This is a genomic window from Sphingomonas sp. MMS12-HWE2-04, assembly GCF_044881185.1.
GTDB lineage: Bacteria > Pseudomonadota > Alphaproteobacteria > Sphingomonadales > Sphingomonadaceae > Sphingomonas.
Genome location: NZ_CP173254.1, coordinates 2,767,697 through 2,789,663, shown reverse-complemented (window position 1 = coordinate 2,789,663; position 21,967 = coordinate 2,767,697). Strand labels below are relative to the sequence as shown.

Here is a 21,967-nt window from a genome sequence, read left to right as displayed (position 1 = left end):
AGCTTGGCATCCAGTCGCGGTTAGGGAACCTGACAACGCAATCAGAGCTTCCGCCTTGTTCGCAGTCGCGGTAGGCGCCCCTTAAGTTAGGGGCGCCGCCTCCAGCATAAGGATCAGGGATGACGCAGTACGTGTACCGATTCGGTGGCGGGGTTTCTGACGGGGGCAAGGGCGACAAGAACTTGCTGGGCGGCAAGGGCGCCAATCTCGACGGCATGGCCTCGATCGGCCTGCCGGTGCCGCCCGGCTTCACCATTTCCACCGAAATGTGCACGCGCTATTATGAGGAAGGCGAGACCTTCCCCGACAGCGTCCGCGCCGAAGTGGCGAACGGCATTGCACATATCGAGGGCATCACCGGCAAGCGCTTCGGCGACGCCGCCGATCCGCTGCTGGTCTCCGTCCGGAGCGGCGCGCGCGTTTCGATGCCCGGCATGATGGACACGGTGCTCAACCTCGGCCTCAACGACCAGACGGTGGTTGGCCTCGCCCAGGTCAGTGGCGACGATCGCTTCGCCTGGGACAGCTATCGCCGCTTCATCCAGATGTATTCCGACGTGGTGCTCGGGCTCGATCACGGCCGCTTCGAGGAAGCGCTGGAGATCGCGAAGGAAGACAATGGCTATTCGCTCGATACTGAGCTGACCGCCAAGGACTGGCAGAAGCTCGTCGCCGAGTACAAGGCGATCGTCGAAGAGCTGTGGAGCAAGCCGTTCCCGCAGGACGTGCAGGACCAGCTCTGGGGCGCGGTCGGCGCGGTGTTCGGTTCCTGGCAGTCCGAGCGCGCCAAGGTCTATCGCCGGCTCAACGACATCCCCGGCGACTGGGGCACCGCCGTCAACGTCCAGGCGATGGTCTTCGGCAATATGGGCGAGACCTCGGCCACCGGCGTGGCGTTCACGCGCGATCCGTCGACCGGCGAGCGGGCCTATTATGGCGAGTTCCTGATCAATGCGCAGGGCGAGGACGTCGTCGCCGGCATCCGCACCCCGCAATATCTGACCCAGGCGGCGCGCGAGCGGGCAGGGGCCAAGCCGCTGTCGATGGAAGAGGCGATGCCCGAGGTCTATGCCCAGCTCGCCGCGGTCTTCGACACGCTCGAGACCCATTATCGCGACATGCAGGACATCGAGTTCACGGTCGAGCGCGCCAAGCTGTGGATGCTCCAGACCCGCTCGGGCAAGCGCACCGCCAAGGCCGCGCTCAAGATCGCAGTCGACATGGCCAATGAGGGGCTGATCACCCAGGACGAGGCGATCCTGCGCGTCGAACCGCAGGCGCTCGATCAGTTGCTCCACCCGACGCTCGATCCCAAGGCGCCGCGCGACGTGCTCACCAAGGGGCTGCCGGCATCGCCGGGCGCGGCTTCGGGCAAGGCGGTGTTCGACAGCGACACTGCCGAGAAGCGTGCCGCGGGCGGCGAGGCGGTGATCCTGATCCGCGTCGAAACCTCGCCGGAGGACATTCACGGCATGCACGCGGCCAAGGGCATCCTCACCGCGCGCGGCGGGATGACCAGCCATGCTGCGGTGGTCGCGCGCGGCATGGGGCGTCCCTGCGTCTCGGGCGCCGGCACGCTGGCGATCAATGCGCGCGAGAAGGTGATGCGCGTCGGCACGCGCGAAGTCCGCGAAGGCGATACGGTGACGATCGACGGCACCACCGGCGAAGTGATGTTCGGCGAAGTGCCGACGGTGCAGCCCGAACTGTCGGGCGATTTCGGTACGCTGATGCTGTGGGCCGATGCCAAGCGCCGGCTCAAGGTGCGCACCAACGCCGAAACCCCGCTCGATTGCCGCACCGCGCGCGGCTTCGGGGCGGAGGGTATCGGGCTGTGCCGCACCGAGCATATGTTCTTCGATCAGTCGCGGATCACCGCGGTGCGCCAGATGATCCTCGCCGAGGACGAGAAGGGCCGCCGCGCCGCACTCGCCAAGCTGTTGCCCGAGCAGCGCAGCGACTTCACCGAGATCTTCGAAGTGATGGCCGGGCTGCCGGTGACGATCCGCCTGCTCGATCCGCCGCTCCACGAATTCCTGCCGCACGAAGAGGCCGAGTTCGCCGAAGTCGCCGCGGCGGCATCGGTCGATGTCGAGACGCTCAAGCGCCGCGCCGCCGAGCTGCACGAGTTCAACCCGATGCTCGGCCATCGCGGCTGTCGGCTCGGGGTGACCTATCCCGAGATCTACGAGATTCAGGCCCGCGCGATCTTCGAGGCGGCGATCGACGTCGCCGAAAAGTCGGGCGATGCGCCGATCCCCGAAGTGATGATCCCGCTGGTGGCGACCAAGCGCGAGCTCGAACTGATGAAGGCGGTGGTCGACAAGACCGCACAGGCGGTGTTCGCGGAGAAGGGGCGCACGATCGAATATCTCGTCGGCACGATGATCGAGCTGCCGCGCGCCGCGCTCAAGGCCGGCGAGATCGCCGAGGTCGGCGCGTTCTTCTCGTTCGGTACCAATGATCTCACGCAGACCACGCTGGGCGTCAGCCGCGACGATGCCGCGCGCTTCCTGACGACCTATGTTGAGAAGGGCATCTACGCCAAGGACCCGTTCGTCAGCCTCGATGTCGAGGGCGTCGGCGAACTGATCGCGATCGCCGCCGAGCGCGGCCGGGCGACACGCCCCGACATCAAGCTCGGCATTTGCGGCGAGCATGGCGGCGATCCCGCCTCGATCGACTTTTGCGAGAAGACCGGGCTCGATTACGTCTCGGCCTCGCCCTATCGCGTGCCGATCGCCCGGCTGGCCGCGGCGCAGGCGGCACTCAAGGCGGGCTGAGCCCCGCGCTACGCATGCTGCCGCCGTAACCCCGGCCTTGCGCCGGGGTTACGAAGCGTTGCCCGCGTTTCCTGGTCCTCACGCAAAGCGGCGGGCGTGTTCCTCGTCGTTCCCGGCGCGCAGCAGTGCTGCCTGCTCGCGCCAGGCTTCGGCCTTCACCGTGCCGCGGCGCACGCCGATCGCATCTTCGAGCAAGTCTTCGTCGGCGGGGCTCAGATTTTCGATCTCCGCATAGGTCTTGATGCCGGTGTCGTTGAGCCGCTGCTCCAGCGTCGCATCGACGCCGCGGATGCGGGCGAGGTTGTCGCGGCCCCAGCCGAACCACGAGCGCGAAGCCTGGCGGGGCGGGACGGCGTCGGGCACCACGCTGGTCTGGCCGCGCAGCCGGGCGACTTCGGCCTCGAGTTCGCGGATGCGACGGCTGTCGTCGCGGATCTGAGTGTCGGCGCGCTCGCGATAGGTGCGGTGGGCAACTTCCTCGTCCTGGTAGCGATCGCGCCAGCGCCCCCCGCCGGAGCGCGTGGCGAGCCCGAAAAACCAGCCCGCGACCAGCGCCAAAACCAGCGCGGCGATCTGTGTCGGCGTCTCGAACGGCAATGCCTGCATCGTGCCTCTCCCTGTTCTGTCGGAGAGGCTAACGCGCGAGACGCGCGTGCGCCACCATTCTCAATGCATCAGGGCGTCGTTGATCGAGCAGGCCGCCGGACCGAGGATGACGATGAACAGCACCGGCAGGATGAACAGGATCAGCGGCACGGTCATGATCGCGGGAAGACGCGCGGCCTTTTCCTCGGCGCGCATCATCCGCTCGTTGCGGAATTCGGCCGAAAGCACGCGCAGCGCCGAGGCGAGCGGGGTGCCGTATTTCTCGGTCTGGATCATCGTCGTGACCACGCCGCGCACGGCATCGAGGTTGATGCGCATCGCCAGATTCTCGAACGCCTGGCGGCGGTCGGTGAGGAAGCCCAGCTCGATCGCGGTCAGCGAGAATTCCTCTCCGAGCTCGGGATAGGCACGGCCCAGCTCGCGCGAAACGCGGGCAAAGGCGGCGTCGACGGTGAGGCCGGCCTCGGCGCAGATCACCAGCAGGTCGAGCGCGTCGGGAAGCCCCTTGCGGATCGCATGGCTGCGCTTGGTGATCTTGTTCTTGAGATAGATGTCCGGAGCCTTGTAGCTCAGGATGAAGCCGACCGCGACGAGCCCATATTTCTTGAACGCGCTCCACTCGGCGAAGTTATTGGTGCCATAGACGAGATAAAGCAGCGGCCCGCCGATCAGGATCGGCAGCACCAGCCGGCCGAAGATCACCGCGACGGCCCATTCCTTGCGGCGAATGCCGGCCTGGAGCAGCTTGATCTGCGCGACCTTGACCTGCTCCTCCTGGAGGACCTTCAGCGAGGAGAGGAAGGCGCGGATGCGGTCGGTGGTCTCGCTTTTCTGGACCAGCTTGGCGCGGCGCTTCGACGTCGAGGCGGTGATGCCGGCCTTGAGCTGCTCGCGACGATCGTTGAGCGCCTTGACGCGCTTCGCCATGGGATCGCGCACCGTGGTCGCGGTGTAGATTGCGAACATCACCGCGAAGGCGGCGACGCCCGAAAGCAGGGTCGCCACCCAGATCACGTCGACGCCCATCAAGGTTACGGGTTCGCTGGTCATCATCAGATCTCGAAACTGACCATCTTGGCCATGATGAAGGCACCAAGCCCCATCCAGATCAGCCCGCCGCCGCCGGCGATCATCAGGCGTGGATCTACGAAGAAGTTGGCCATGTAGCCGTTGTTGATGAACCAGACCATCGTGAACACAATGAAGGGCAGCGATCCGACGATCAGCGCCGAAGCCTTCGATTCGGAAGACATCGCCTTGATCTTGAGCTTCATCTGGGCGCGCTTGCGCAGCACTTCGGCGAGGTTGGCGAGCGTTTCGGCAAGGTTGCCGCCGGTCTCGCGCTGGATCGCGATGGTGATCACGAAGAACTGGAATTCCGGAGTGCCGAGCCGGTCCGCAGTTTCCTGCAGCGCGGCGTCGAGCGTGCGGCCGATCTTCATCTTGTCGGTCACCGAACGGAATTCCTCGCCAACCGGCCCGTCGACTTCCTGGGCGACGACGCCCATCGTCTCGGTGATCGGCAGGCCCGAACGCAAGCCGCGCACGAGCAGTTCGATCGCGTCGGGGAATTTGTTGGTGAACTTGGTGATGCGGCGCTTGATGAAGAAGCTGACCACCTTGTGCGGCAAGCCCAGCCCGACGAACATGCCGACGAACAGCGCCAGGATGATCGGCAGGCCCTTGAGAGCCAGCGCACCGCCCACGACCAGGGTCAATAGCAGGCTGGCGGTGGCATATTGGCCCAGCGTCCAGGTCTTGCCCGTCATCGTGAGGCGCTTCTGGAGCAGCGCGGGATTGGGCAGCAGCCGCGTCGCCGCCGCATCCATCCCCGTGCGCGACGCCGTTACCCGGCGGATCTGCGCCTCCATGGCGACGGCGCCGGTGGTGCTGCTCAGGTGGCGTTCGCGCACGCTGGTAAGCCGCCGAGCACCTGCGCGCGCCGCCGATGGCCCCGAAAAGGCGAGGACCAGCAGCGCGAGCATCATGAAGACGCCTCCGCCCAGCATCAAGATCGGCAGCATGTTCACGCCGCACTCGCCTCCACGTTACTAAGCCTCGCCGACCATTCGACGATGCGGATTACTTCTTGCCCTTCTTGGGCATCCCGGCCTTGATCTTGTCGAGCAGCGAGGTTCCCTTGCCGCCCTTCGCACCCTTGGCCGGCTTGTCGTCATGCTCGCCCGCGTCGGTGATCGCCGTGATCCGGCTCGCTAGTTCGGCGAGCGGCGCGAGCGACTTGGCACCTTTTGCGGCTTCGGCGAACGGCTTGCCGAGCTTTGCGGCCTGCGCAGCGATCTTGGGCTCGAAGGGGAGCACCAGGTCGATCTTGCGCTCGATCGAGCCTTCGAAGTCCTTGCGATTGATTTCGAGCATCTGCGCCGGCTGGACCTTGTTGGCGACCAGGATCACCTGCGTCTGCGGCGCGTTCGACTTGAACCACGAAAGGATGCGGATCGTGTCGCGCGCAGCGGCCAGGGTGAACTCGGTCACCACAACGGCGACCTGTACATCGGTGATCAGGTGCGGATAATTGACCAGCATGTTGCGCGGCAAGTCGATCACGGTGCATTCGAACGCGCTGCGGATCTCTTCCTGGAGCTGGTAGAAGGCAGCGCCGTCAGTCATCAGCGGCGAGTTGATCGGCGCCTCGGCCGAGAGCACTGCGAGGTGATCCGACGCCTTGACCATCGCGCGCTCGATGAACAGCCCGTCGATGCGGCTCGGATTCTCGATCGCGTCGGTCAGGCCGCGGCCCGGTTCGAGATCGAGCGCCAGCGCGCCGGTGCCGAAATGGATGTCGAGGTCGAGCAGCGCAGTCGTGCGCGCGTGCTTGTCGCTGAGCAGCCAGGAGAGCGACGTTGCCAGCGTCGAGGCGCCGGCGCCGCCACGCGTGCCGATCACCGCCAGTGCGCAATGCGGCCGATCGTTCGACGTATCGGCGAGCTTGGGCGCATGCAGCGACGCCTGAGCCTGGGCGAAGGTGTCGCGCAGGGCATCGGGGTTGAGCGGCTTGAGCAGATAGTCGTGGATCCCGCTCGCAAGCAGGTCGCGGTACAGGCGCACGTCATTGACCTGGCCGGACGCAATCACGACCGTGCCCGGCTCGCAGACTTCGGCGAGCGCGTTGATGTCGTTGAGCGGATCGCCGCTCTCCGAAAGATCGACGAACAGGATATTCGGGCTCGCCGAGACCGACAGCGTCTGGACCGCGTTGCGCAGCCCGCCCTTGTTGACCTTCTCGGGCGACCAGCCCAGTTCGACGGCGATCGGGCGCAGCGCCTCTGCCGTGCCTTCGTCGCAGACGAACGCGACGAAAGGCTCGCGATGGCCGGTACGATTAGGATTGAAAGGCGCGTTCACCGGCCGCCTCCCTTCGTCGCTTCACCCTTCACCTGGGTACCTCCTGCACCGCTGGGCGCTGACGACCGCAACGCGTTGATGGCCTTGCCCGCGGTCTGCGGATCGGTGGTCGGCGAGCCGGGCGCCCCGCGCACCAGATCGGCCGGATCGGCGATCATCGCGGCGAGATTGCTGTTGGTCGCGCAGCCGAAATTCGAGCTGGTGCTTGCAGTGAAGGTCGAAACGTTGCTGCCGCGATTGTCGGGGCAGCCCGGTACCGAGGCAGTCATGCGGGTGATGACGACGCGGACCGTGCCCGGGGCGATCTGGCCCATGGTGACCGGCGCGCGATCGGCGAGCATCAGGCCATAGGGTTCGGCCTGCGCTGCGATTTCACTGCGCGCAGTCAAACCGTCGGCGCCATCGTCGATCGAAAGGCGATCGCCGTAGCGCAGACCCATCGCGCCCATCCAACCCGCCAGGCGGCGGCTCTCGCCGGCGGCGAGGGCGTCACCCGAAGTCTGGAGGTCGAGCACATAGTCGTTGCGCTCGACGACCGGCTGGTGCGCCGATTCGAGCCCGCCATTATAGCCGCCACAGGCACTGAGCAGCAGTGCGGGGGCGAGGAGCAGGGGAGTGATACGCGTCATCTTAACGGTCTCCTCGGGACTCAGAAACCGAAGCCGGGGGCGGCGGACGCCCCCTTCTTCTTGGGCGTGGAAGCCGGAGTGGCCTTGGGCTGCTGCCCGGATGCCGGCGCCGTCGGAACCGGGGCGAGCGCACCCACCGACGGCGTGCCTACGGGTTCGGCCATCGTCGGGACCGGGCGCGGCGCATTGCTGCCTGCGCTGATCTGGCCGCCGATGATGCGCTGGAAGTCGTTCGGCGCCTGATAATTGTCGGTCGGCAGCTTGATCTCGCTCGAATTGACCGGCTTCACCAGATACGGCGTGATCACGATCACCAGCTCGGTCTCGTTGCGCTTGAAGGCATTCGAGCGGAACAGCGAGCCGAGCACCGGCACGTCGCCGAGCCCCGGGGTCTTGTCGATCGCATTGTCGTGGCTGTTCTGCATCAGCCCGGCGATCACCATGCTCTCGCCCGAACCGATTTCGACCGTGGTCTCGGCGCGCCGCGTGGTCAGCGCCGGGATCTGGACGTTGTTGAGCGTGACCGCGCCCGCCGCCGAGAGCTGCGACACTTCGGGACGAACCCGCAGCGAGATGCGGCCATCGGCGAGGACGGTCGGCGTGTAGGCAAGGCTGACGCCATACTGCTTATACTCGACCGAGACCGCGCCGAAGCCCTGGCTCACCAAGATCGGGATTTCGCCGCCGGCGAGGAAGGTGCCGGTTTCGCCCGACAGCGCCGAGAGATTCGGGCTGGTCAGCGTCGAGACCTGGCCGATCTTCTCGCCCAGATCGAGTGCCGAGAGCACGTCGAGCCCGAGCAGCTTGCCCGCGAAGCTCAGCGTGCCGTTGTCGGTGCCCTTGGTGGGCGCGAAGGTCGTACCGGTGCCCGGATAGACGAAGTCGCCGCGCGCCGGGTCATAGGGCAGGCTGATCGTGCCCGCCGGGAAGCCGAAACGCGACGAGGCATCGAGAACCGGAAGGTTCGACAGCGTCGGCGTGGTGATCGTGCCGGGAACGCGCGTGCCGGACTGGACGCCGAACTGGAAGCCGCTGGTCTGGTCGCGGGTCAGGATGTTGACGCCCACGTCCTTGACGAAGCTGCGGCTCACTTCGGCGAAGCGCACCTGCAACTGCACCTGAAGCGGGGTCGCCATCTTGAGCCGGTTGATCACGCCGATCTTCAGCATCGCCGCGGGGTCGCCCACATTGACGCCCGGATTGAGGATCGACGTCACCAGGCGCTGCGCCTGCTCGCTGTCGGCCGGCGAACGCACGGTGCCGTTGAGCACGGCGATCTGGCCGACGGTCGTCACCGTGATGTCGGTGTCGGGCATCGCCGCCTTGAGCATGCGATCGACCGAAGTGATGTTCTGGCTGACGCGCACGTTGGTCGAATAGATCACCGCGCCGGCGGCGTTGGTGGCGAACACCGTCGCTTCGCCGAACTCTTTGCCGAACAGGTGGATCTGGCGCGGATTGTTGACATAGACGTCGGCGACGCCCGGGTTCGAGGTCCAGACGCTGGTCACCGCGGCAGGCAGGGTGATCAGTTCGCCCTGGCCGACCGAAAGCAGGACCTCGCGGGTCGGGCGCTGGGTGCCGGCCGGGAGCGAGGCGACGCCGACGCTGCGGCCGCTCTTCGCGGTCTGCGCCATGCCCGTCGCCGGAATGCCCACCAGTGCCGCCGAGACGATCGCGCCGAGCGACTGCCTCAACAGATGATTCTTGCGCATGTCAGTTCTTACCCCCGAGAGGAACTACGGTTTCGGCATTGCCACGCGACACGACCACCACAGGGCCCTGCGGGCGAACGGCGCCCACTCCGGAAGCTGCGACCGGCGCGGCCGCAGGACCGTCACCCTCGTTCTTGCCGGGCACGGTGCGGCGCTGGAAGCGCGACACATCGGCACCCGTAGCGAACCCGCCGCCGGCGTCCTGCGGACGCGCCGCGACCCGGGCGAGCATTTCCTTCTCCGCCTTGGCATCGCCATTGGCGGGAACGTTGACGTCGCCATTGGCGATCGCTTCCTCGAGTTCGCCCTGGTTGTCGGCGATCGAGCGCAGCGACAGCGAGAGCGTGCCCACGGTCTGGGCCACCGCGATCTTCTCGGCGATCTTGGGCGTCGCCTCGACGGTCACGGTCGAATAGTTGGTGACGACGGTGTTGCCCTTGTCGTCGACGCCCTTGTCGGTGCGCTGGTCGGTGGCGAGGACGCGCAGGTTGCGCATCACGGTCTCCGACGCCTTAAGCGGCGGACCGTCGCCGCCACCGGCGACCGACTGGGTGAGGATCAGGTCGACGCGGTCGCCCGGGAAAACGAAGCCGGCAACGGCGCTCTGGGCCGAAACCGGCACGGTGACGGCGCGCATGCCGGCGCCCAGCGCGGCGGCGAGGAAGCCACGATCACCCGGCTTGACCACGGCGCCCTGGGTCAACGGCTGGCCTGCAGGGATCGCGAAGCGCACCACGGTGCCCTGAAGCTTGGCGGCGTCGGTCTGGCCCTTGACGTAATAGGCGCCCTCGACGAGCTCCTTGGGCCAGGCGACGAACTTCACAGCCTCGGCATCGAGGATCGTGCCGACCGGCAGCGCGCGCGTCGCGACGAGCACCTCGGTGGTGTTGGCTGGTGCCGTGACGGGTGCCGCTTCGGCGGCAGGCGCCGAAGAGCCCGCCATCAGGCTGCGCGCCATGAATGCCGTGATCGCCGCGACGAAGAGCGCGCCGACGAGCAGAATGAGCTTGCGTGCATCCATTTCGCTTCAAGCCTTTTCAATACGTTGGCCGGATGGTCCCGGCGTTAATCATCACTGGAACTGGTTAAGAATTGGTTCGCGAAAAACGAGAAGGGCCGCGATGGCGATTGCGACGCCATAGGGAATCTCGGGAACCGCCTCGCGGCGGCGGATTTTCTGTTCGACGAGCAGTACGATTGTGAGCGCGCCGCCGAGCAGCGACATCAGGATGAGCATCCAGATCAGCGGCTGAAGCGGCAGCCACAGCGCGAGTGCGCCGAGCATCTTGACGTCGCCACCCCCCATCTGGCCGAGGCAGAACGCAGCGAAAAAGACGAGGAACACCGCGATGGCGATGCCGATCTGGATCGCAATGTCGGGCCACAACGCAAGACCATTCGCCCACCACCACAAGGGCGCGAGGCACGCGATCGCCGCGTTTTTCCAATTGGCGATCTCGCGCGTCTTCGCGTCCTGGATCCCGCACGAGACCAAGAGCAACGCCAAAGCGGCGAGAGAAAAGGCTGCGACCACCCCCATTGCGCCAAATCCCTAGACGGGACGGCTTACGAAAACGTAACCACGCGCCATGGCATCTTTCCTGATGGACCGCCGCGCGATTCCCGCCGGCGCCAGTATCCACCGCTGGAGCGCACCCGATGGCTGGGAATTGCGCGCTTTTGCGTGGCCCGCCGAAACCGCGGCGCCGCGCGGCTCGATCCTTTTCCAGGGCGGCCGCGGCGACGTGTTCGAGAAATATCTCGAAACCTTCGCGCATTGGCATCGCCAGGGCTGGACGGTGACGTCGTTCGATTGGCGTGGCCAGGGTGGATCGGGCCGGCTCACCGACGCGCGCAATTGCGGCCATATCGACGATTATGGCGAGTATATCGCCGATCTCGCCGCCTTCTACGCCGAGTGGGTGCGCGCGACGCCGGGCCCCCATGTCGTCGCAGGGCATTCGATGGGCGGGCATCTGGTGCTCCGCGCGCTCGCCGAGGGCGCGATTCGCCCCGACGCCGCGGTGCTCGTCGCGCCGATGCTCGGCTTCAAGCGTGGCTTGTTCGGGCCTTTTGCCGAGCGCGCCGCCAGGCTGCTGAGCGGGCTGGGCAACCCGTCCCGCGCCGCGTGGAAGGGCAATGAGAAACCCTATACCACCGAGACCCGGCAGAACCTGCTGACCCATGATCCCGAACGCTATTCGGACGAGATCTGGTGGCAGAAGCACGATCCCGCGATCCTCACCGGCCCGCCGAGCTGGCGCTGGGTGACCGAGGGCTTCCGCTCGATGAGGGAGCTCGCCGCCAATCCTGCGCTGCGTCAGATGCGCGTGCCGACGCTGATGCTGGTCGCCAAGGCCGATGGGCTGGTCGACGCCAGGGCCGCGCTCCGCGTCGCACCCAAGCTGCCCGATGTCCGCGTCGTCACCTTCGGCAGCGAGAGCGCGCATGAAGTCCTGCGCGAGGCCGATCCGGTGCGCAATCGCGCGCTCGCCGAGATCGACCTGTTCCTGGCGGCGAGGGCGCAGCGCCGTTGAGCCGGTACGACGTCGCGATCGTCGGAGCGGGGATAGCGGGGGCGAGCCTCGCCGCCGAACTGGGGCCCGAGGTGCGGGTGCTGCTGCTCGAGGCCGAGGATCGCCCGGGCTACCATGCCACCGGTCGCTCGGCTGCCTTCTGGTCGGAAACCTATGGCGGGCCCGGCATCCAGCCGCTCACCACCGCCTCGGGCCCGCTGCTGCGCGCCGGCGGCCATCTCGATCCGCTCGGCGCGCTCCATATCGGCCGCGACGGCGAGGCGGCGGCGATCGACGCGTTTCTCGCCCGGTTCGAAGGGAGCGGGGTCGAACTGCGCAGCGTCGATCCGCGCGCCTATCTGCCCGGGCTGCGCCGCGAATGGACCCTGGGGGTGCTGGAGCCGAGCTGCGAATATATCGACGTCGCGGGGCTGCACGCGGCCTATCTGGCGGCGGCACGCCAGGCGGGCGTTACGCTGGCGACTTCGGCCGCGCTCGAATCGGCGCGGCGCGAGGGCGGGACTTGGCGGATCGAGACGCGGACAGGCAGTTTCTCCGCGGCGATACTCGTCGATGCCGCAGGCGCCTGGGCCGATCAGGTCGCGCAGATCGCGGGCGTCGCGCCGATCGGCATCCAGCCCTATCGCCGGACCATGCTCCAGCTGCGGACCGATCCGGCGCCGCCTGCTGACTGCCCGCATGTCATGCACATCGGCGGCAGCTTCTATTTCAAGCCCGAAGCGGGTGGGCGGCTGTGGCTCAGCCCGCATGACGAAATCGCCAGCGATCCCTGCGATGCTGCGCCCGAGGAGATCGATGTCGCCACTGCGATCGATCGCTTCGAGCGGGTCGTCGATTGGCGGGTCGAGAAGCTCGAGCACAAATGGGCCGGGCTGCGCAGCTTCGCGCCCGATCGCCTTCCCGTTTACGGCTTCGATCCCGCGGTCGAAGGCTTTTTCTGGTGCGCCGGCCAGGGCGGCTTCGGCATCCAGACCGCGCCGGCCGCCGCCAAGCTCGCCGCGGCGCTGCTGCGCGGCCACGCGCCCGATCGAGCCTTGGCGGGGATCGACGCGGCGGTCTATGCGCCGAAGCGCTTTCGCAACCGTCGCGCATAAGTGCTAGCCTCCCCGCTCCGAAACGAGAGGAGTGAGTCGCATGGCACACAAGTTCGTGATCGAGCAGAACAAGTCCGGCGACTATGTCGCCAAGTTCAAGTACAACGCGGAAACGATCTTCTGGACTGAGGGCTATTCGAGCAAGGCCGGCGCCAAGAACGCGATCGAATTGATCCTCAAGAACGGCCCGCAAGCCACGGTCGAAGAAGGCTGAAGCGCGAGGCGCCCGGCCTCACCAGTTCCACATCGTCCCGTCTTCGAGCCGGTTCACCGGCAGAAAGGCGCGCTTATATTCGTAGGCGCCGGCAAGCGCCTCGTCGATGTCGACGCCTAGGCCGGGCGCCTCGCCGGGGTGCATCAGCCCCTTGTCGATGCGATAGGCGTGCGGGAACACCGCATCGGTCTCTTCGGTGTGGCGCATATATTCCTGGATGCCGAAATTGGGCACCGACAGGCCGAAATGCAGCGCGGCGGCCATGCTCACCGGCGAAAGGTCGGTTGCGCCGTGGCAGCCGGTGCGCACCTGATAGAGGTCGGCCAGTGCGGCGATGCGGCGCAGATGGGTGATCCCGCCGGCATGGACCACAGTGGATCGGATATAGTCGATCAGCTGCTCCTCGATCAGCTGCTTGGCATCCCAGATCGAATTGAAGATCTCGCCCACCGCCAGCGGAGTGGTGGTGTGCTGGCGGATCAGCCGGAACGCGGCCTGGTTCTCAGCCGGCGTCGCGTCCTCGAGCCAGAACAATCGGTAGGGCTCGAGATCCTTGCCCAGCCGCCCGGCCTCGATCGGCGTCAGCCTATGGTGGACGTCATGGAGCAGATGCACGTCCCAGCCCAGCGCGTCGCGCCCGCGCTCGAACAGCTTGGGGACGTGGTTCATATATTTCGAAGTCGACCACAGCGTCTCGTCGGGTAGCGATCCCTTCGCCGGCTCGTAATAGAAGCGCTCGCCCGACACGCCATAGGTCGCCGCCAGTCCCGGCACGCCGGACTGGAGCCGCACCGCCTTATAGCCTTGCTCGAGATACTCCCGGGCGCGGTCGATCGTCTCTTCGATGTCCGATCCATTGGCATGGCCATAGACCATGCAGCCCTCGCGGCTCGCCCCGCCGAGCAATTGATAGACCGGCAGGCCGGCGACCTTCCCCTTAATGTCCCACAGCGCCATGTCGACTGCGGCAATCGCGGACATCGTCACCGGGCCGCGCCGCCAATACGCGCCCTTGTAGAGATACTGCCAGATATCCTCGATGCGGTGCGCGTCGCGCCCGATCAGGCAGGGGATGACGTGATCCTCGAGATAGCTCACCACCGCCAGCTCGCGCCCGTTGAGCGTCGCGTCGCCCACGCCGTAAATGCCCTGGTCGGTCTCGATCTTGAGCGTGACGAAATTGCGCCCGGGGCAAGTGACGATCACGCGGGCGGACGTAATGCGGGGCATCGCTGTACCTTTTGTCTGATTATGTGAGCCATCGGGGCGGATGGCGGGTGCTGTCAAGAACGGCCGAGATCGCCAGGACCCCGACATCGCTTTTCCCGCAAGCCGCAACGGCATTCATTGTCAAGCCAATCGCGATATTGGCATGACAGCCCATTTCTTTACGACAGCATACTTCGCCCCAAAAGGGCACGAAAATTTCAGGCGCCTGAATAGACTCGCGCTTTTGTTGCAGCGCAGCTATCAAAGCTGCATGGCCTCGCAAGCACTTCCCTTTGAATATCGTGTCGACGTCGCCCAAGACGATATCGACTTCATGGGGCATGTGAACAATGCCAGCTATTTGAAATGGGTCCAGGCCGCGGTGATCAGCCATTGGCAGCGTCTCGCGCCCGCCGATGCCGTTACCGAGCATCTCTGGGTCGCGCTCAAGCACGAGATCACTTATCGTCGCCCGGCGTTCCTCGACGACGACGTCGTCGCCACGGTGCTGCTCGAAAAGGTCCATGGCGCGCGCGTCTTTTACGAGACGATCATCAAGCGCGGCTCGGATGTGCTCGCCGAGGTGAAGTCGAGCTGGTGTTGCCTCGACGCCAAGACCCACCGCCCTGCTCGCATCGCGCAGAGCGTCATCGACATGTTCCTGATCAAGGACGCCTGAGCGCACGCTTGTGCGCTTGGCCACCGCCGCCTAACCGCGGCCGGTGCACAGCGATCGCGTTCTCAAGGGCCTCGGCCTCCGGCTCTTCGCCATCGCTTGCCTCTCCACGATGTCGGCGCTGATCAAGCTTGCCGAGGCGCATGGCGCGACGCTCGCCGAGACGATGTTTCACCGCCAGTTCTGGGCAGTGCCGCTGGTCGCTGCCTGGATCGCGATGGGCCCGGGCCTGGGCTCGGTACGCACGCGGCGCTTCGGCGCGCATGTCTCGCGCACTGCGGTCGGGTTGACGGGCATGGTGTTCACCTTCGGCGCCGTACTGGTGCTGCCGCTCGCCGAGGCCACGACGCTGCAATTCACCGTCCCGATCTTCGCGACCATCCTCGGCGCGCTGGTGCTGCGCGAGAGTACCGGCTGGCACCGTTGGGGTGCCGTCATCGCCGGTTTCGTCGGGGTATTGATCGTCGCGCAGCCCTGGAGCGGGCATTTCCCGCTATACGGCGCCGTTGTCGGGTTGATGGCGGCGCTGTTCGTCGCGATCGTCGCGATCCTGCTGCGCCAGATCGGCAAGACCGAGAGCGCGGGGACGACGGTATTCTGGTTCTCGGTGCTCTCGCTGCCGCCGCTCGGGCTGGCCTATGCCTTCCAGCTCCAACCGCACGACGCCGCGACCTGGGCGATACTGGTCGCGATCGGACTGATCGGCGGGATAGGGCAGCTCGCGCTCACCGGATCGCTGCGCTTCGCCCCGGTCTCGGCGGTAGTGCCGATGGACTATTCGAGCCTGATCTGGGGCACGCTCTATGGCTGGCTGATCTTCGGCGCCTGGCCCACCCCCTATACCTGGATCGGCGCCCCGGTGATTATCGCGAGCGGGCTTTATATCGTCTGGCGCGAGCGCGTGCGCCACATCACCCAGACCAACTCGGCGACCGACGCGCCGGCATCCTAGCTGCGGCGAAACACCAGCGTCAGGTTGTTCGCCGGCATTTCGACCAACCGCTCGAGCACGAAGCCGCGCGCGGCGGCGGTCACGTCCTCGACCTGGCGCAGCCCCCAGGCAGGGTTGCGCTGCTTGAGTGACACGTCGAACGCCTCGTTCGACTCCGCCGTCGCCACACCGTGCCGCCGATACGGGCCGTACAGCACCAGCGCCGCGCCCGGCGCGAGCAGCCGCGCGGCGCCCGTCATCAGGCCCAGCGTGGCCTCCCACGGGCTGATATGGACCATGTTAATGCACAGCACCGCGTCGGCCTGCGCCATCGGCCAGTCAGGCCCCGCGGCGTCGAGCGCGATCGGCGCGCGGACATTGGCCAGATCGGCGCACCATGAAGCGATCGAGTCGCGGGCCTCGGGGTCGGGATCGCTCGGCTGCCATTCGACGCCCGGGAAGCGCTCGGCAAACCAGGCGCAATGTTCGCCGGTACCGCTCGCCACTTCCAGCACGAGGCCGCTATCGGGCAGGACTTCGGCGAGCACCGTCGCGATGGGATCGCGGTTGCGTGCCGTGGCCGGGGCGTGAAGCGCGGTCATTGCGCCATCACGCCGGCGCGCGCGCCGCCTCGAGCAGCCGCCTCGCGCGCAGGAACATCTCGACACGCTGCGCGGTCAGCAGCCCGAGCGCGAAGGCGATCAGGATGTCGGTGACCATCATCACGTCGATATGCATCGCGGGTCCGCCGAATTGCGCGGCACTGCGCGCGCCGCTGCGCACCAGGATCAGCACGAGGATGAACGCCATCGCCGCCCAGCTGCCCTTCTGCCAGATGGCGTGGGTCTCGGGGTCGACGCGGATCTGCATCAGCCTGCCGCGTTGCCAGCCCAAGGCTGCGCCGGCGGTGAGGCCGAGCACGCTATAGACCCAGCCGAGGCCGTGCGGCGGGAAACGCACAAAGGCGAAGCCCGCGACGACGAGATAGAGTGCCGGCACGATCCACAGCAGCCCAATCTTGAGCGGCCGTTCGCGCGACATCCGCCGCATGCGAAAGACCAGCACGACAAGGATGATGGCGAAGGGCAGGGCGTAGCGGAGCAGGCTCGGCTCGGAAGCGGCAGGGTTCATGCCGCGATCCTGTTCATCCTGCCGTCAATTGCAAGCGCCGTCGAGAGATCCCGACGGCGCATCGCCTCATTTCTTGCGGGCCTTGCGGGCCGCATATTTCGCGTCGCGCGCGGCCTTGCGCTCTTCCGCGGTCGGCACGCTCAGCGAAGCGGTGAGCTTGGCGCGCGCGGCTTCGGCAGCCGCAGCCTCGGCTGCGAGCTTCTCGGCCTTGGCCTGCTCGGCCGCCGCCTTGGCGGCTTCGATCGCAGCCTTCTTCGCCGCGCGCGCTTCGGCCTCTGCCGCCTCGCGGGCGAGGCGCGCAGCCTTGCGCTCGGCAAGCTCGGCTTCGCTCAGGCGCGGCTGCGTCTTGAGCTTTTCGAGCGCCTTCTTCTTGGCGTCGTTGGAGCGCCCGAGCCGGTCGCGGAAAGTATCGTTGTAGGTCACTAAGCGTCTAAACTCCTGGATCGTTATTCCGCTGCTTGCGCGGAAGGGGTTTCCTTCCACGTCAGCACCGGCTTGCGTGCCGCCTGGGTTTCATCCAGGCGGCGGCGCGGGGCGAAGTGCGGCGCCGACTTGAGTGCCGGCTCGCCATTCTTCGCCCGGGCAGCGACCGAACGGAACGCGCCGATGAACTGGTCCAGCGTCGCCTTGCTTTCGGTCTCGGTCGGCTCGACGAGCATCGCGCCATGGACGACGAGCGGAAAATAAACCGTCATCGGATGGAAACCCTCGTCGATAAGGCCCTTGGCGATGTCGATCGTCGAGAAGCCTTCGGGGAGCCCCTTATCAGAAAAAATCGCTTCGTGCATGCACGGACCGCTCTTGGCGAACGGCGCGTCCAGAATGTCCGCCATCGAACGCAGCACATAGTTGGCGTTGAGCACCGAATCTTCGGCAACCTGGCGCAGCCCGTCGGCGCCGTGGGACAGGATGTAGGTGAGCGCGCGGGTGAACATGCCCATCTGGCCCTGGAACGCAGTCATCCGGCCAAAGGTGTGCGGATGGCGGTCGCCGACCGTCTCTTCTTCCACCAGCGTGATATGGCCGTCTTCGTAGAGCTCGGTGAAGGGCAGCGGGCCATAAGGCGAAAGCGCCTCGGATAGCACCACCGGACCCGATCCCGGCCCGCCGCCGCCATGCGGCGTCGAGAAGGTCTTGTGCAGATTGATGTGCATCGCATCGATGCCGAGATCGCCCGGACGCACGCGGCCGACGATCGCGTTGAAGTTCGCGCCGTCGCAATAGACATAGCCGCCCGCTTCATGCACCGCGTCCGAAATCGCCTTCATGTCGCGCTCGAACAGGCCGCAGGTATTGGGGTTGGTGATCATCACGCCGGCGACATCGGGCCCGAGTCGCGCCTTGAGCGCATCGAGGTCGACGCGCCCGTCTGCCGTTGCGGGAATGTCCTCGACAGTAAAGCCGGCAAAGGCCGCGGTGGCCGGGTTGGTGCCGTGCGCGCTGGTCGGCACCAGCAGCACCCGGCGATCATCGCCGCGCGCCTCGAGTGCCGCCTTGATGCACAGGATGCCGCAAAGCTCGCCATGCGCGCCGGCCTTGGGGGTCATCGCCACGCCGTGCATTCCGGTAAGCTTGATCAGCCACTGGGCCAGTTCGTTGATCACGCCCAGCGCACCCTGCACGGTATCGACCGGCTGGAGCGGGTGGATGTCGGCAAAGCCCGGAAGGCGCGCGATCCGCTCGTTGAGCCGCGGATTGTGCTTCATCGTGCAGCTGCCCAGCGGGAACAGCCCGAGGTCGATGGCATAATTCTGGCGGCTGAGCCGGGTGTAGTGTCGCACCGTCTCCGGCTCGGACAGGCCGGGGAGCCCGATCGTCTGCGTGCGTTCCAGGCCGCCGAGCCGCGACTTGCCCGAAGGCGCCTCGGCGAAATCGACGCCGGTGGTCTGCGTCGATCCGATTTCGAAGATCAGCGGCTCTTCGAGCATCAGCGCGCGATTGCCGGTGAAGGTCTCGCCGCCGGCTTCGCCTGCCTGCGGGGTGGTGGGGCGCCAGCCGGACTGGTTGATCGTGCTCATGCCAGCACCTCCTCGAGCGCGGAGGCAAGCGTTTCGACATCCTCCTCGGTGGTGGTTTCGGTGACCGCGACGATCAGGCCGTTGGCCAGATCGGGGGCGTCGGGATAGAGGCGGCCCAGCGACACGCCGGCCAGGATGCCCTTGTCGGCCAGCGTACGGACCACGGGGCGCGCTTCCTTCGACAGCTTCAGCGTGAACTCGTTGAAGAACCGGTCGGTGACCAGCTCGACCCCGTCCACCTCGGCAAGCCGGTCGGCAGCGGCGCTGGCGCCGACATGGTTGAGTTCGGCCAGGCGGCGAAGCCCGGCTTCGCCCAGCAGCGTCATGTGCGCCGACATCGCCAGCGCGCACAGCACCGACGAGGTGCAGATGTTCGACGTCGCCTTTTCGCGGCGGATATGCTGCTCGCGGGTGCTCAGCGTCAGCACGAAGCCGCGCTTGCCCTCGGCGTCGACGGTCTCGCCGCACAGCCGGCCCGGCATCTGGCGCACCAATTTGTCCGAACAGGCGAACAGCCCGACATACGGGCCGCCAAACTGGAGGCCGACGCCGATCGACTGGCCTTCGCCGACGACGATGTCCGCGCCCATCTCACCCGGCGACTTGATCGCCCCCAGCGCCACCGGCTCGGTGACCACGGCGACGAGCAGCGCCTTCTTGGCGTGGCACGCCTCGGCGAGCGCGCTCATATCCTCGATGCGGCCGAGAATGTCGGGATATTGGACGACCACGCACGAAGTGTCGTCGTCGATTGCGTTGATCAGGTCGAGCGTGTCGGGCTCGGGGCTGAACACCGGCAGCGACGTGACCAGCTGGTCGCCGGTGAACTTGGCCATGGTCTTGGCCACGGAAACATAATGCGGGTGCAGCCCGCCCGAGAGGATCGCCTTGCCGCGCCGGGTGACGCGCCGCGCCATCACGATCGCTTCCCAGCATGCCGTCGAGCCATCGTACATCGAGGCGTTGGCCACGTCGCAGCCGAGCAGCCGCGCGACCTGGCTCTGGAACTCGAACATCACCTGCAGCGTGCCCTGCGCGATTTCCGGCTGGTACGGCGTGTAAGCGGTGAGGAACTCGCCGCGCTGGATGATATGGTCGACGCTCGCCGGCACATGGTGGCGATAGGCGCCGGCGCCGAGGAAGAAGGGCGCATCGCCTGCCGCCAGGTTCTTGCGCGCCAGCGCCGACATGTGGCGCTCCACCGCGAGCTCGCTGGCATGGAGCGGCAGGCCGGCGATCGGCCCCGTCAGCCGCGCAGCCTCGGGCACATCGGCGAACAGATCATCGATCGACTGGGCGCCGATAACGTCAAGCATCGCTTCGCGGTCGGTCTGGGTAAGGGGCAAATAGCGCATTCAACTCTCTCCACCCCTCCCTGCAAGGGAGGGGCAAGGGGTGGGTCCAGCGGCGGCGGGGGCTCGATGCCCCTGGCGTCGCTTTGTGGGGATGGCAGGCGCTCGCTTGTCGCTCGCACCCAACCCCGGCCCCTCCCTTGCAGGGAGGGGAGCAGAAATCACAGCTTGCTGACGAAGTCCTGATAGGCGGCTTCGTCCATCAGCGCGTCGAGCTCGCCGGCATCGGCGAGCGTCAGCTTGAAGAACCAGCCCTCGCCCTCGGGGTCCTCGTTGACCAGCGCAGGATTGTCGGCAAGCGCGGCATTGCCTTCGATCACCGTGCCGGCGACCGGGGCGTAGACGTCCGACGCAGCCTTGACGCTCTCGACCACCGCGGCGTCGTCGCCCTTGGACACGGTCTTGCCCTCTTCGGGGGTCTCGACGAACACGATGTCGCCCAGCTGGCTCTGCGCATAATCGGTGATGCCCACGGTCGCGGTCTCGCCGTCGACGTCGATCCACTCATGATCTTCGGTGAAATAGCGCATGGGTCAGGCTCCCTTTCTGACGTAACGATGGGGGACGAAGGGCATCGCTGCGATCTCCGCATGATGGACTTTGCCGCGCTGGGCGAGCGTGACACGCGTCCCCGGCACGGCGAGCGCGGCGGGCACATAGGCCATCGCGATCGGCTGCTGGACCGATGGCGCGAACCCGCCGCTGGTCACCTTGCCGACTTCGACGCCGGCTGCATCGACCACCGCGGCGCCTTCGCGCACCGGCTGGCGGCCCTCGACGATCAGCCCGACGCGCTTGGCGATCGGGCCGCTCTCGCGCTCGATCATGATCCGCGCATGGCCAGGGAAGCCGCCTTCCTCGCGCCGGCGCTTCGACAGCGCGAAGCCCAGATCGGCAGCGACCGGGGTGGTCTCCAGGTCGAGGTCGTGCCCGTAGAGCGGCAGCCCGGCCTCGAGCCTGAGCGAATCGCGCGCGCCCAGGCCGATCGGCTTGACCTCGGGCTGCGCGGTCAGTGCCTCGGCAAAGGCTTCGGCCGCCTCGCCGGGGATCGAGATCTCGAAACCGTCCTCGCCGGTATAGCCCGAGCGGCTCACCCAAAGCGGGTTGCCGTTCCATTCGAACGCGGCGGCGGTCATGAACACCAGTGCGGAGACGCCCGGCACGACGCGCTCCAGCGCGGTCACTGCCTCCGGCCCCTGCAGCGCCAGCAGCGCCTGCTCGTCGAGATGGCTGATGCCGACTTCGTCGGGCAGCATCTCGCGGAACACGCCGATATCGTCCCATTTGCACGCGCCGTTGACGACCATGTAGAAATCGCCGGCTTGCGTCTCGAAGCCGTTCTCGGCGGGCAGCTTGGTGACCATCAGATCGTCATGGATGCCGCCATTGTCGGCGAGCAGCAGCGAATAGCGCATCCGCCCTTCGCCCAGACCCTTGATATCGCCGGGAAGCAGCGTCTCGAGCCCGGCATCGGCGCCTTCGCCCGAGAACAGCAGCTGGCCCATGTGGCTGACGTCGAACAACCCGGCATGCGCGCGTGTCCAGAGATGCTCGGCCATGATGCCCTCATATTGGACGGGCATGTGATAGCCGGCGAACGGCACCATCCGGCCGCCATGGGCGCGATGCCAGGCGTCGAGCGGCAGCGTCAGGATTTCGGGGGCGTCGCCTTCGGGCTCGTTCTGGGGATCCTGGCTCACAAGCGGCAC

General features: G+C 66.7%; 22 protein-coding genes. 6 read left to right on the top strand and 16 right to left on the bottom strand.

Annotation, left to right across the window (positions count from 1 at the left end; translation table 11 throughout):
• Window positions 1-119: 119 nt before the first annotated feature.
• A complete protein-coding gene (ppdK, locus tag AB2M62_RS12875) occupies window positions 120-2,783 on the top strand; it encodes a pyruvate, phosphate dikinase (RefSeq protein WP_404334301.1) in 2,664 nt (887 codons plus the stop codon).
• 78 nt (window positions 2,784-2,861) lie between these two features.
• Here ppdK and AB2M62_RS12870 read toward each other — a convergent pair whose 3' ends face one another.
• Genes AB2M62_RS12870 through AB2M62_RS12835 form a run of 8 tightly spaced genes read right to left on the bottom strand, consistent with a single transcriptional unit; the run spans window position 2,862 to window position 10,636 of the window.
• Window positions 2,862-3,389, bottom strand: a complete 528-nt coding sequence (locus AB2M62_RS12870; protein WP_404334299.1) for a hypothetical protein — start codon at window positions 3,387-3,389, stop codon at window positions 2,862-2,864.
• Between the two features lie 60 nt (window positions 3,390-3,449).
• Window positions 3,450-4,439, bottom strand: a complete 990-nt coding sequence (locus tag AB2M62_RS12865; RefSeq protein WP_404334297.1) for a type II secretion system F family protein — start codon at window positions 4,437-4,439, stop codon at window positions 3,450-3,452.
• A 2-nt stretch (window positions 4,440-4,441) separates the two neighbouring features.
• Window positions 4,442-5,419, bottom strand: coding sequence for a type II secretion system F family protein (locus AB2M62_RS12860; protein ID WP_404334295.1), 978 nt, complete (start codon window positions 5,417-5,419; stop codon window positions 4,442-4,444).
• A 52-nt stretch (window positions 5,420-5,471) separates the two neighbouring features.
• The gene (locus AB2M62_RS12855) at window positions 5,472-6,752 is read right to left on the bottom strand and encodes a pilus assembly protein CpaE (RefSeq protein ID WP_404334293.1); all 1,281 of its coding nucleotides are present in this window, start codon (window positions 6,750-6,752) and stop codon (window positions 5,472-5,474) included.
• Window positions 6,749-7,381 (bottom strand): CpaD family pilus assembly lipoprotein, encoded by a 633-nt coding sequence (locus AB2M62_RS12850; protein ID WP_404334291.1) that lies wholly within the window; start codon window positions 7,379-7,381, stop codon window positions 6,749-6,751. Before AB2M62_RS12850 ends, AB2M62_RS12855 begins: the two co-directional genes overlap by 4 nt.
• Window positions 7,382-7,401: 20 nt before the next feature.
• Window positions 7,402-9,096, bottom strand: a complete 1,695-nt coding sequence (locus AB2M62_RS12845) for a type II and III secretion system protein family protein (RefSeq protein ID WP_404334289.1) — start codon at window positions 9,094-9,096, stop codon at window positions 7,402-7,404.
• A gap of 1 nt (window position 9,097) precedes the next feature.
• Window positions 9,098-10,117 carry a Flp pilus assembly protein CpaB gene (cpaB, locus tag AB2M62_RS12840; RefSeq protein WP_404334287.1) on the bottom strand — a complete coding sequence of 340 codons (1,020 nt, stop codon included), beginning with the start codon at window positions 10,115-10,117 and terminating at the stop codon, window positions 9,098-9,100.
• 51 nt (window positions 10,118-10,168) lie between these two features.
• Complete coding sequence (locus AB2M62_RS12835) at window positions 10,169-10,636, bottom strand: prepilin peptidase (RefSeq protein ID WP_404334285.1); 468 nt, start codon at window positions 10,634-10,636, stop codon at window positions 10,169-10,171.
• Window positions 10,637-10,685: 49 nt separating this feature from the next.
• Between AB2M62_RS12835 and AB2M62_RS12830 the strand changes: the two genes are divergently transcribed.
• The 3 genes from AB2M62_RS12830 to AB2M62_RS12820 are packed head-to-tail and all read left to right on the top strand — an operon-like array spanning window position 10,686 to window position 12,941.
• Window positions 10,686-11,633, top strand: coding sequence for an alpha/beta fold hydrolase (locus tag AB2M62_RS12830; protein WP_404334284.1), 948 nt, complete (start codon window positions 10,686-10,688; stop codon window positions 11,631-11,633).
• Window positions 11,630-12,727, top strand: a complete 1,098-nt coding sequence (locus AB2M62_RS12825; RefSeq protein ID WP_404334282.1) for an NAD(P)/FAD-dependent oxidoreductase — start codon at window positions 11,630-11,632, stop codon at window positions 12,725-12,727. The genes AB2M62_RS12830 and AB2M62_RS12825 overlap by 4 nt, the downstream gene beginning before the upstream one ends.
• Window positions 12,728-12,767: 40 nt before the next feature.
• Window positions 12,768-12,941 (top strand): YegP family protein, encoded by a 174-nt coding sequence (locus tag AB2M62_RS12820; RefSeq protein WP_404334280.1) that lies wholly within the window; start codon window positions 12,768-12,770, stop codon window positions 12,939-12,941.
• Window positions 12,942-12,959: 18 nt separating this feature from the next.
• Here AB2M62_RS12820 and manD read toward each other — a convergent pair whose 3' ends face one another.
• Entirely contained in the window at window positions 12,960-14,171 is a 1,212-nt protein-coding gene (gene manD / locus AB2M62_RS12815) for a D-mannonate dehydratase ManD (protein ID WP_404334278.1), read from the bottom strand.
• A 250-nt stretch (window positions 14,172-14,421) separates the two neighbouring features.
• Here manD and AB2M62_RS12810 point away from each other — a divergent pair, with 250 nt between their 5' ends.
• Both AB2M62_RS12810 and AB2M62_RS12805 read left to right on the top strand, forming a co-directional pair.
• Window positions 14,422-14,829: an acyl-CoA thioesterase gene (locus AB2M62_RS12810; RefSeq protein WP_404334276.1), complete on the top strand. Its 408-nt coding sequence runs from the start codon at window positions 14,422-14,424 to the stop codon at window positions 14,827-14,829.
• Window positions 14,830-14,872: 43 nt separating this feature from the next.
• Window positions 14,873-15,778, top strand: coding sequence for a DMT family transporter (locus AB2M62_RS12805; protein WP_404334275.1), 906 nt, complete (start codon window positions 14,873-14,875; stop codon window positions 15,776-15,778).
• Here the strand turns inward: AB2M62_RS12805 and AB2M62_RS12800 are convergent.
• The 7 genes from AB2M62_RS12800 to gcvT all read right to left on the bottom strand — a co-directional run bounded on the left by AB2M62_RS12800 (window position 15,775) and on the right by gcvT (window position 21,958).
• Window positions 15,775-16,359, bottom strand: a complete 585-nt coding sequence (locus AB2M62_RS12800) for a DUF938 domain-containing protein (protein ID WP_404334273.1) — start codon at window positions 16,357-16,359, stop codon at window positions 15,775-15,777. The genes AB2M62_RS12805 and AB2M62_RS12800 overlap by 4 nt on opposite strands.
• Before the next feature lie 7 nt (window positions 16,360-16,366).
• Window positions 16,367-16,888, bottom strand: coding sequence for a hypothetical protein (locus AB2M62_RS12795; protein WP_404334271.1), 522 nt, complete (start codon window positions 16,886-16,888; stop codon window positions 16,367-16,369).
• A 66-nt stretch (window positions 16,889-16,954) separates the two neighbouring features.
• Complete coding sequence (locus tag AB2M62_RS12790; protein WP_404334269.1) at window positions 16,955-17,311, bottom strand: DUF6481 family protein; 357 nt, start codon at window positions 17,309-17,311, stop codon at window positions 16,955-16,957.
• A 23-nt stretch (window positions 17,312-17,334) separates the two neighbouring features.
• Window positions 17,335-18,906: an aminomethyl-transferring glycine dehydrogenase subunit GcvPB gene (gene gcvPB, locus AB2M62_RS12785; protein WP_404334267.1), complete on the bottom strand. Its 1,572-nt coding sequence runs from the start codon at window positions 18,904-18,906 to the stop codon at window positions 17,335-17,337.
• A complete protein-coding gene (gene gcvPA, locus AB2M62_RS12780) occupies window positions 18,903-20,261 on the bottom strand; it encodes an aminomethyl-transferring glycine dehydrogenase subunit GcvPA (RefSeq protein ID WP_404334265.1) in 1,359 nt (452 codons plus the stop codon). Before gcvPA ends, gcvPB begins: the two co-directional genes overlap by 4 nt.
• A 158-nt stretch (window positions 20,262-20,419) precedes the next feature.
• Window positions 20,420-20,788, bottom strand: a complete 369-nt coding sequence (gene gcvH, locus AB2M62_RS12775; RefSeq protein ID WP_404334263.1) for a glycine cleavage system protein GcvH — start codon at window positions 20,786-20,788, stop codon at window positions 20,420-20,422.
• A 3-nt stretch (window positions 20,789-20,791) separates the two neighbouring features.
• Window positions 20,792-21,958, bottom strand: a complete 1,167-nt coding sequence (gcvT, locus tag AB2M62_RS12770; RefSeq protein ID WP_404334261.1) for a glycine cleavage system aminomethyltransferase GcvT — start codon at window positions 21,956-21,958, stop codon at window positions 20,792-20,794.
• Window positions 21,959-21,967: the final 9 nt, after the last annotated feature.

What these genes read in the sequence shown, in the direction of transcription:
- ppdK (WP_404334301.1), top strand. Translation starts at nt 120, where the DNA reads ATGACGCAGTACGTGTACCGATTCGGTGGCGGGGTTTCTGACGGGGGC.
- AB2M62_RS12870 (WP_404334299.1), bottom strand. Translation starts at nt 3,389, where the DNA reads ATGCAGGCATTGCCGTTCGAGACGCCGACACAGATCGCCGCGCTGGTT.
- AB2M62_RS12865 (WP_404334297.1), bottom strand. Translation starts at nt 4,439, where the DNA reads ATGACCAGCGAACCCGTAACCTTGATGGGCGTCGACGTGATCTGGGTG.
- AB2M62_RS12850 (WP_404334291.1), bottom strand. Translation starts at nt 7,381, where the DNA reads ATGACGCGTATCACTCCCCTGCTCCTCGCCCCCGCACTGCTGCTCAGT.
- AB2M62_RS12845 (WP_404334289.1), bottom strand. Translation starts at nt 9,096, where the DNA reads ATGCGCAAGAATCATCTGTTGAGGCAGTCGCTCGGCGCGATCGTCTCG.
- cpaB (WP_404334287.1), bottom strand. Translation starts at nt 10,117, where the DNA reads ATGGATGCACGCAAGCTCATTCTGCTCGTCGGCGCGCTCTTCGTCGCG.
- AB2M62_RS12835 (WP_404334285.1), bottom strand. Translation starts at nt 10,636, where the DNA reads ATGGGGGTGGTCGCAGCCTTTTCTCTCGCCGCTTTGGCGTTGCTCTTG.
- AB2M62_RS12830 (WP_404334284.1), top strand. Translation starts at nt 10,686, where the DNA reads ATGGCATCTTTCCTGATGGACCGCCGCGCGATTCCCGCCGGCGCCAGT.
- AB2M62_RS12820 (WP_404334280.1), top strand. Translation starts at nt 12,768, where the DNA reads ATGGCACACAAGTTCGTGATCGAGCAGAACAAGTCCGGCGACTATGTC.
- manD (WP_404334278.1), bottom strand. Translation starts at nt 14,171, where the DNA reads ATGCCCCGCATTACGTCCGCCCGCGTGATCGTCACTTGCCCCGGGCGC.
- AB2M62_RS12810 (WP_404334276.1), top strand. Translation starts at nt 14,422, where the DNA reads ATGGCCTCGCAAGCACTTCCCTTTGAATATCGTGTCGACGTCGCCCAA.
- AB2M62_RS12800 (WP_404334273.1), bottom strand. Translation starts at nt 16,359, where the DNA reads ATGACCGCGCTTCACGCCCCGGCCACGGCACGCAACCGCGATCCCATC.
- AB2M62_RS12795 (WP_404334271.1), bottom strand. Translation starts at nt 16,888, where the DNA reads ATGAACCCTGCCGCTTCCGAGCCGAGCCTGCTCCGCTACGCCCTGCCC.
- gcvPB (WP_404334267.1), bottom strand. Translation starts at nt 18,906, where the DNA reads ATGAGCACGATCAACCAGTCCGGCTGGCGCCCCACCACCCCGCAGGCA.
- gcvPA (WP_404334265.1), bottom strand. Translation starts at nt 20,261, where the DNA reads ATGCGCTATTTGCCCCTTACCCAGACCGACCGCGAAGCGATGCTTGAC.
- gcvH (WP_404334263.1), bottom strand. Translation starts at nt 20,788, where the DNA reads ATGCGCTATTTCACCGAAGATCATGAGTGGATCGACGTCGACGGCGAG.